Genomic DNA, 6,566 nt, shown 5'->3' on the forward strand with positions numbered 1-6,566 from the left:
ACGCCGTACGCCAGGTTGACGGCGGTGGGCCGGGCATGCGCCAGCACCTCCGCAGCCTCGCTGACGTCGTCACCCCGCGCCGCGGCCAGCGCCACGCCGTACGCACCCGCGATGCCCAGCAGCGGAGCACCGCGCACAGCCAGCGTGCGGATCGCCCGCACCAGCGCGGGCACCTCGGCACAGACCAGCTCGGCCTCCTCGGCCGGCAGCCGCGTCTGATCGAGAAGGACCACCGCGGGCCCCTCCGGGGGGTCCGCCCAGCGCAACGACGGGGCTGCGGGCTGCGCGGCGCCCGCCTCGGATACCTCGTAGCGATCGACCATCCGCCCAGTCTGCCGTCGATGACCGCTCCCGCAGAAGCGCCTGTCCCCCTCCGGCCAACGGCACGCCGCGCAGGACGCCATGACACGATGACTGACACCGCGGACACCGGACCCCGACCGCCCCCGCGGCGGGAATGCACGAAGGAGCGACGATGAACAACTCTCCGGGCTGGGCCTCGCCCGGATCCACCCCCTCCGAGGAACCGGACCGCGGTGCTCAGGAGCAGCCCTCCGGCACGGCCGGAAGCCCCGGCTCCGCCGAGCCGCCCATACCACCGAACTGGTCGGCGCAGCAGCCGCCGGCGGGCCAGTGGACCACCCCCGCCGGTATCCCGCAGCAGAGCGGCACGGGCGCCCGGGGGCGCGCCCACTCCGGCGCGGGCGGTGGTTGGGGCGGACCCGGCCCGCAGCCCGGTTGGGGCGGCGTCGGCTGGTCCTCCGTCCCCCAGGCCGCGAAGCCCGGCGTCATCCCGCTCCGCCCACTCGGCATCGGCGAGATCCTGGACGGCGCGATCTCGACGATGCGCGCCCACTGGCGCACCGTCCTCGGCATCTCGCTGGTCGTCGCGATCGTCACGGAGACCGCCACCACCGTGGCCAACGGCCTGTGGTTCACGGACGCGGGCCGGCAGCTCTCCGTGGGCAACGGCGCCACAGGCTCCCCGAGCCGGGAGGAGATCCGCGAACTCGGCATCTCCCTTCTCGGCACTCTCCTCACCTCGGTGATCGGACTGCTCGCCTCGATCATCGCGACCGGACTGCTCACCGTCGTGGTGAGCCGGGCCGTCCTGGGACGCCCCGTCACCACCGGGGAAGCCTGGCGCGAAGCGCGCGCCCGGCTGCCGCGCCTGCTCGGTCTGCTGCTCCTGCTGCCATTGATCCTTCTCGCCGTCATGGCCGTGGGCATCGCGCCGGGGCTGGTACTGAGCGCGGCGAGCACGAGTGCGGCGGGGCCGCTGCTGGCGCTTTTCGGGGCCTTCGCCGCGCTGCTCGTGAACATCTGGCTGGGGGTGCGTTACAGCCTCGCCTCCCCCGCTCTCGTGCTGGAGCGGCAGGGGGTCATCGCCTCGATGCGCCGTTCGGCGAAGCTCGTACGGGGCTCCTGGTGGCGCGTGCTGGGCATCCAGATCCTGACGTACATCATCATCGCCATATTCGCCCTCAGCGTGCAGTCCGCGGTCACGGTGATCGCGTTCCTCCTGGAGGGCGACAGCATCATGAACTGGCTGGAGGGCACCAGCGGCTCCGCGAGTTGGACGTTCCTCACCGTGCTGGGCATCGGCGCCGTGATCAGCTCCACCCTGACGCTGCCGCTCAGCGCCGGAGTCACCTCGCTCCTCTACATGGACCAGCGCATCCGCCGCGAGGCCCTCGACATCGAACTCGCCCGAGCCGCCGGAATCCCCGGCTACGGCACGGAGCCGCCCGCCGCGTACCCCGCCACCGGCGGTGCGGGGGCTCCCCCGGCGAGCGCGGCCGTACCCGGCACCGTCCCGGCCCCCGCCACCTCCCCCGAGGCTTCCGCGCCGCGCCCGCAGGCCGCCCCGTCCGGGCCCGGCGAGCCCCCGGCCCCCGGGGACACGGGTGGTGCCGAGGACAGCTCCCCGGGACGCCCCGGGGGCCCGGCTACGGGAGGCTGACGCGGTGACGGCAGGGGGGAGCATGGTCGTGCTCGGGCATCTCGCGGCGCTCTCCGAGGGAGAGGAGCCGCTGCGGATATCCCGCGTACCCGCCCGTGAGGCGGCGGAACGCGAACTGTCCGACCCCCGGTACCACCAGCACGACCCGAATCCGATCCAGCGCGCCCTGAACTGGCTCTGGGACCGCGTCGGAGAACTCCTCCACACGGCCGCCGGCGTCTCTCCGGGCGGCTGGATCGGGCTCCTCACCCTCGTCGTCATCGTCCTGCTGCTCGTCGTCGCGCTACGGCTGCGGCTCGGCTCCCTCCGCCGCACCGCCACCAGCAGCCGCACTCTCTTCACCGACACACCCAGCACCGCGGCCGAACACCGCGCCACGGCCGAACGGCACGCCGCCGAGAGCCGGTGGAGCCCGGCCGTCCAGGAGAGACTCCGCGCGCTTGTCCTCTCCCTGGAGGAGCGGGCACTGCTGACACCGGCACCGGGCCGCACCGCCGACGAAGCCGCCGCGGAGGCGGGCCGGGCACTCCCCGCGCACGCGGCACGGCTGCGCGCGGCGGCCCGCGCCTTCGACGACATCACATACGGCGGCCACCACGGCACCCCGGAGGCATACGCCCTGATGAGCGCCCTGGACACCGACCTCCGGAACACCAGGCCGCAGCCCGCCGCGAGCACCCTCGGCAGCCGCGGATGACCGCCACCCCGAGCACGTCCTCGCTCACCCCTTCCGCCCACTGGCTGTGGACCCGGTCGCGCGGGCTGCTGCTCGCCCTGCTGGTGCTCGTCGTCAGCGGCCTCGCCCTCGCGGCCCTGCAGTCCGGCCGGAACCACGGACGGCTCGACCCCCGCTCGGCGGACCCGCTGGGCAGCCAGGCCCTGACCCAACTGCTCGCCGACCGCGGAGTGACCACCCGTGTGGTGACCACCGCCGCAGAGGCCGCCTCCGCGGCCGGTCCCCGGACGACCCTCCTGGTCACCGACCCCGGTCTGCTCACCCCCCGACAACTGACCGCCCTGCGCTCCGCAACCGCGCGCACCACCGGCCGCACCGTTCTCCTGGCGCCGGAAGGCACCGCGCTCGACACCTTCGCCCCCGGGGTGCGGGCGAAGGACTCCGTACCCGTCGGCCCGCACGATCCGGGCTGCGCCCTTACCGCCGCGCAGCGCGCGGGCGACGCCCTCACAGGCGGCGTGCGCTACACGACGTCCGACGCCCACAGCGACGCCTGCTACGCCGACGAGGGCCTGCCGACACTTGTACGGCTTCCGGCCACGCCGTCCGGCCGCGACACCGTGCTCCTCGGCGCGCCGGGCATCCTCTACAACCACCGTCTCACGGAGCGCGGCAATGCCTCGCTCGCCCTTCAACTGCTCGGTGCGCACGACCATCTGATCTGGTACCTCCCCTCCGCCAGTGACCCGTCGTCCTCCCCGGACGCACCACGCGACTTCTTCGATCTGATCCCCTCCGGCTGGAGCTGGGGGCTGCTCCAGCTCACCCTCGCCGCCGGATGCGCCGCGCTGTGGCGCGCCCGCAGACTCGGCCCCCTCGTACCCGAACGGCTCCCGGTGACCGTTCCGGCCTCCGAGACCGCCGAAGGACACGCGCGTCTCTACGAGCAGGCCAACGCCCGCGACCGTGCCTCCGCCGTCCTGCGTTCCGCGACCCGTGACCGGCTCGCCCCTCTCGTCGGTGTGGCCCCCGCGCACGCCCACACCCCGGACATCCTCCTCACCGCCGTCCGTGCCCGGATGCCCTCGTCACCGGACAACGCCACAGACCTGACGGCCCTGCTCTTCGGACCGGCTCCGGCCGACGACAAGGCCCTGGTGCAGCTGGCCGACCACCTCGACGCACTCCTCACCTCGATCGTTTCCCAAGAGAGGCACGCCCCCCGTGAGCACCCCGACCGCTGACAGCGCCCGCGCCTCCCTGGAGGCCCTGCGCACCGAGATCGCCAAGGCCGTCGTCGGCCAGGACCCCACCGTCACGGGCCTGGTCGTGGCGCTGCTCTGCCGCGGTCATGTGCTTCTCGAAGGCGTCCCGGGCGTTGCCAAGACCCTGCTGATACGCGCACTGTCCGCCGGCCTCGAACTCGACACCAAGCGCATCCAGTTCACACCCGACCTGATGCCGAGCGATGTCACCGGTTCCCTCGTCTACGACGCCCGCGCCTCGGAGTTCTCCTTCCAGCCCGGCCCTGTCTTCACCAACCTCCTTCTCGCCGACGAGATCAACCGCACCCCGCCCAAGACCCAGGCATCCCTCCTCGAAGCGATGGAGGAACGCCAGGTGACCGTCGACGGCACACCGCGCCCCCTCCCGGAGCCGTTCCTGGTGGCAGCCACCCAGAACCCGGTGGAGTACGAGGGCACCTATCCGCTCCCCGAAGCCCAACTCGACCGTTTCCTGCTCAAGCTGACGGTCCCCCTGCCGGCACGCCAGGACGAGATCGACATCCTCACCCGCCATGCGTCGGGCTTCAGCCCCCGCGACCTCAAGGCCGCGGGAGTCCGCCCCGTCGCCTCCGCCGCCGCTCTCGAAGCGGCCAGGACCGCGGTCGCGCAGACCTCCGTCTCCCCCGAGGTCACCGCCTACATCGTCGATATCTGCCGTGCCACCCGTGAATCCCCCTCACTTGCTCTCGGTGTGTCACCCCGTGGTGCCACCGCTCTGCTCTCCACATCCCGCGCCTGGGCCTGGCTCACCGGCCGCGACTATGTGACCCCCGACGACGTCAAGGCCCTCGCACTCCCGACACTCCGCCACCGTGTCCATCTCCGTCCGGAAGCGGAGATGGAAGGAGTGACGCCGGACTCCGTCATCACCGCCGTGCTGGCCCACCTCCCCGTCCCCCGCTGACGCCGAGAAAACGCCGTGGCCCTCACCGGACGTACCGCCCTCCTTTCCGCGCTCGGAGCCCTCTTCGTCGGCTTCGTTCTCCCGAGCTGGCTCGGCATCCTTACCGTCCAACTCGCCCTGCTGATAGCAATCCTGTGCGATATGGCTCTCGCCGCGCCAGTGCGAAAGCTCCGTTTCACCCGAACCGGTGACACAACAGTTCGACTAACAGGAGAGGCCCTCACACACCTCACCGTCACCAACCCGGACCGCCGTCCCCTCTGCGCCGATATCCGCGACGCCTGGCCCCCGAGCAGCTTCCAGCCCGGTTCCGAGATCACCGCATCCCGCCACAGCGTCCGCGTTCCCGGCGCGGAACGCCGCCGCATCTCCACCGTCCTCCGACCGACGCGCCGCGGTGATCACCACGCGGTCCGCGTCACGGTCCGCTCGTACGGCCCCCTCGGCCTGGCCGCCCGTCAGGGAAGCCATGACGTTCCGGGCACCCTGCGCGTGCTCCCCCCCTTCACCAGTCGCAAGCACCTTCCCGCCAAGCTCGCCCGCCTCCGGGAACTCGACGGTCGCACCAGCGTCCTGACGCGCGGTGAGGGAACCGAGTTCGACAGCCTCCGCGACTACCTGCACGGCGACGACATCCGTTCCATCGACTGGCGGGCCACCGCCCGCAGGCAATCCCTCTCCGTACGCACCTGGCGCCCCGAACGGGACCGTCGCCTCCTGCTCGTCCTGGAGACCGGCCGCACTTCGGCCGGCCGCGTCGGTGACATCCCCCGCCTCGACGCCTCCATGGACGCCGCCCTCCTGCTGGCCGCACTGGCCTCCCGCGCCGGCGACCACGTCGACCTGCTCGCCTACGACCGCCGAGTACGCACCTCCGTACAAGGCCGTACGGCCGGTGATCTCCTGCCGGCCCTCACCGACGCCCTGGCTCCCGTCGAAGCAGAACTCGTCGAGCCGGACGCCCGCGGACTGGCAGCCGAGATCCAACGCACCGCCCCGCGGCGCTCCCTCATCGTCCTCTTCATGGGCCTCGACCCGGCCCCCGTGGAAGAGGCTCTGCTCCCGGTCCTCCCCGGCCTCACACGACGCAACAAGGTGCTCGTGGCCGCTGTAGCCGATCCCCGCATCGACGAAATGGCCGCCGGCCGCCACACGCCCCAGGCCGTCTACGCCGCAGCAGCTGCGGAACACACCCGCGCCGCGCGCCGACACACCGCCGATGTCCTCCGCCGCCACGGTGTCACTGTCATCGATTCCACCCCCGACCGCCTGGCTCCCGACCTGGCGGACGCCTACCTCACCCTGAAGTCCAGCGGTCAGCTCTGACGACGCCGGGGCTCAGCCGGACAGGCGCTGTCCGGCTGAATCCTCTTCGCAGGCACTGTCGGACAGCAGCGCATCCCTATGCCCGTATGCGTCCCGCCCCAGGCCCTCGTGGTTCCGCGCCGGCCCAGGCACCGGCCGCGTCCGCCTCGCCGCGACCACCGGCGTCGGCGAAATCGACCGCGCGGACGTGGCCGCCCTGCTCGCCACCCCCGCCGCCACGGGCCTCACCCTGGAACTCATCTCCGGCCCCACCCCCATCGACGAGGCAATCGCCGCCCTCACCGAACCGACCACCCGCCCGCCCGCCCGCCCGCCCGCGATAACCCCGTACGCCGGTCCTTCCCCTCCAGGCCGGGGAATTGTCCCGGAACGCAGAAAGGCCCCGCACCATACGGTGCGGGGCCTCCCCTG

The 6,566-nt window shown here is 72.6% G+C and carries 5 protein-coding genes and 2 pseudogenes; 6 read left to right on the top strand and 1 reads right to left on the bottom strand.

All coding sequences use genetic code 11. The features are described from left to right. A pseudogene (locus AC51EU_RS25255) lies at positions 1–323 on the bottom strand (S-methyl-5-thioribose-1-phosphate isomerase); the annotation flags it as partial. A 152-nt stretch (positions 324–475) separates the two neighbouring features. On the opposite strand from AC51EU_RS25255, the gene AC51EU_RS25260 reads away from it, so the two are divergent. The 6 genes and pseudogenes from AC51EU_RS25260 to AC51EU_RS25285 all read left to right on the top strand — a co-directional run. Further along, on the top strand, positions 476–1,963 hold the full coding sequence (locus AC51EU_RS25260) for a DUF7847 domain-containing protein (RefSeq protein ID WP_496269375.1): 1,488 nt from the start codon (positions 476–478) through the stop codon (positions 1,961–1,963). Positions 1,964–1,967: 4 nt separating this feature from the next. Continuing rightward, complete coding sequence (locus AC51EU_RS25265) at positions 1,968–2,660, top strand: DUF4129 domain-containing protein (protein ID WP_496269376.1); 693 nt, start codon at positions 1,968–1,970, stop codon at positions 2,658–2,660. Continuing rightward, the gene (locus AC51EU_RS25270; protein WP_496269377.1) at positions 2,657–3,883 is read left to right on the top strand and encodes a DUF4350 domain-containing protein; all 1,227 of its coding nucleotides are present in this window, start codon (positions 2,657–2,659) and stop codon (positions 3,881–3,883) included. Before AC51EU_RS25265 ends, AC51EU_RS25270 begins: the two co-directional genes overlap by 4 nt. Further along, the gene (locus AC51EU_RS25275; protein WP_496269378.1) at positions 3,864–4,829 is read left to right on the top strand and encodes an AAA family ATPase; all 966 of its coding nucleotides are present in this window, start codon (positions 3,864–3,866) and stop codon (positions 4,827–4,829) included. Before AC51EU_RS25270 ends, AC51EU_RS25275 begins: the two co-directional genes overlap by 20 nt. Positions 4,830–4,844: 15 nt before the next feature. Next, positions 4,845–6,155: a DUF58 domain-containing protein gene (locus AC51EU_RS25280; protein WP_496269379.1), complete on the top strand. Its 1,311-nt coding sequence runs from the start codon at positions 4,845–4,847 to the stop codon at positions 6,153–6,155. 187 nt (positions 6,156–6,342) lie between these two features. Further along, a pseudogene (locus AC51EU_RS25285) lies at positions 6,343–6,566 on the top strand (hypothetical protein); the annotation flags it as partial.

The sequence above is a fragment of the Candidatus Streptomyces philanthi genome (assembly GCF_059553635.1).

What these genes read in the sequence shown, in the direction of transcription:
- AC51EU_RS25260 (WP_496269375.1), top strand. Translation starts at nt 476, where the DNA reads ATGAACAACTCTCCGGGCTGGGCCTCGCCCGGATCCACCCCCTCCGAG.
- AC51EU_RS25270 (WP_496269377.1), top strand. Translation starts at nt 2,657, where the DNA reads ATGACCGCCACCCCGAGCACGTCCTCGCTCACCCCTTCCGCCCACTGG.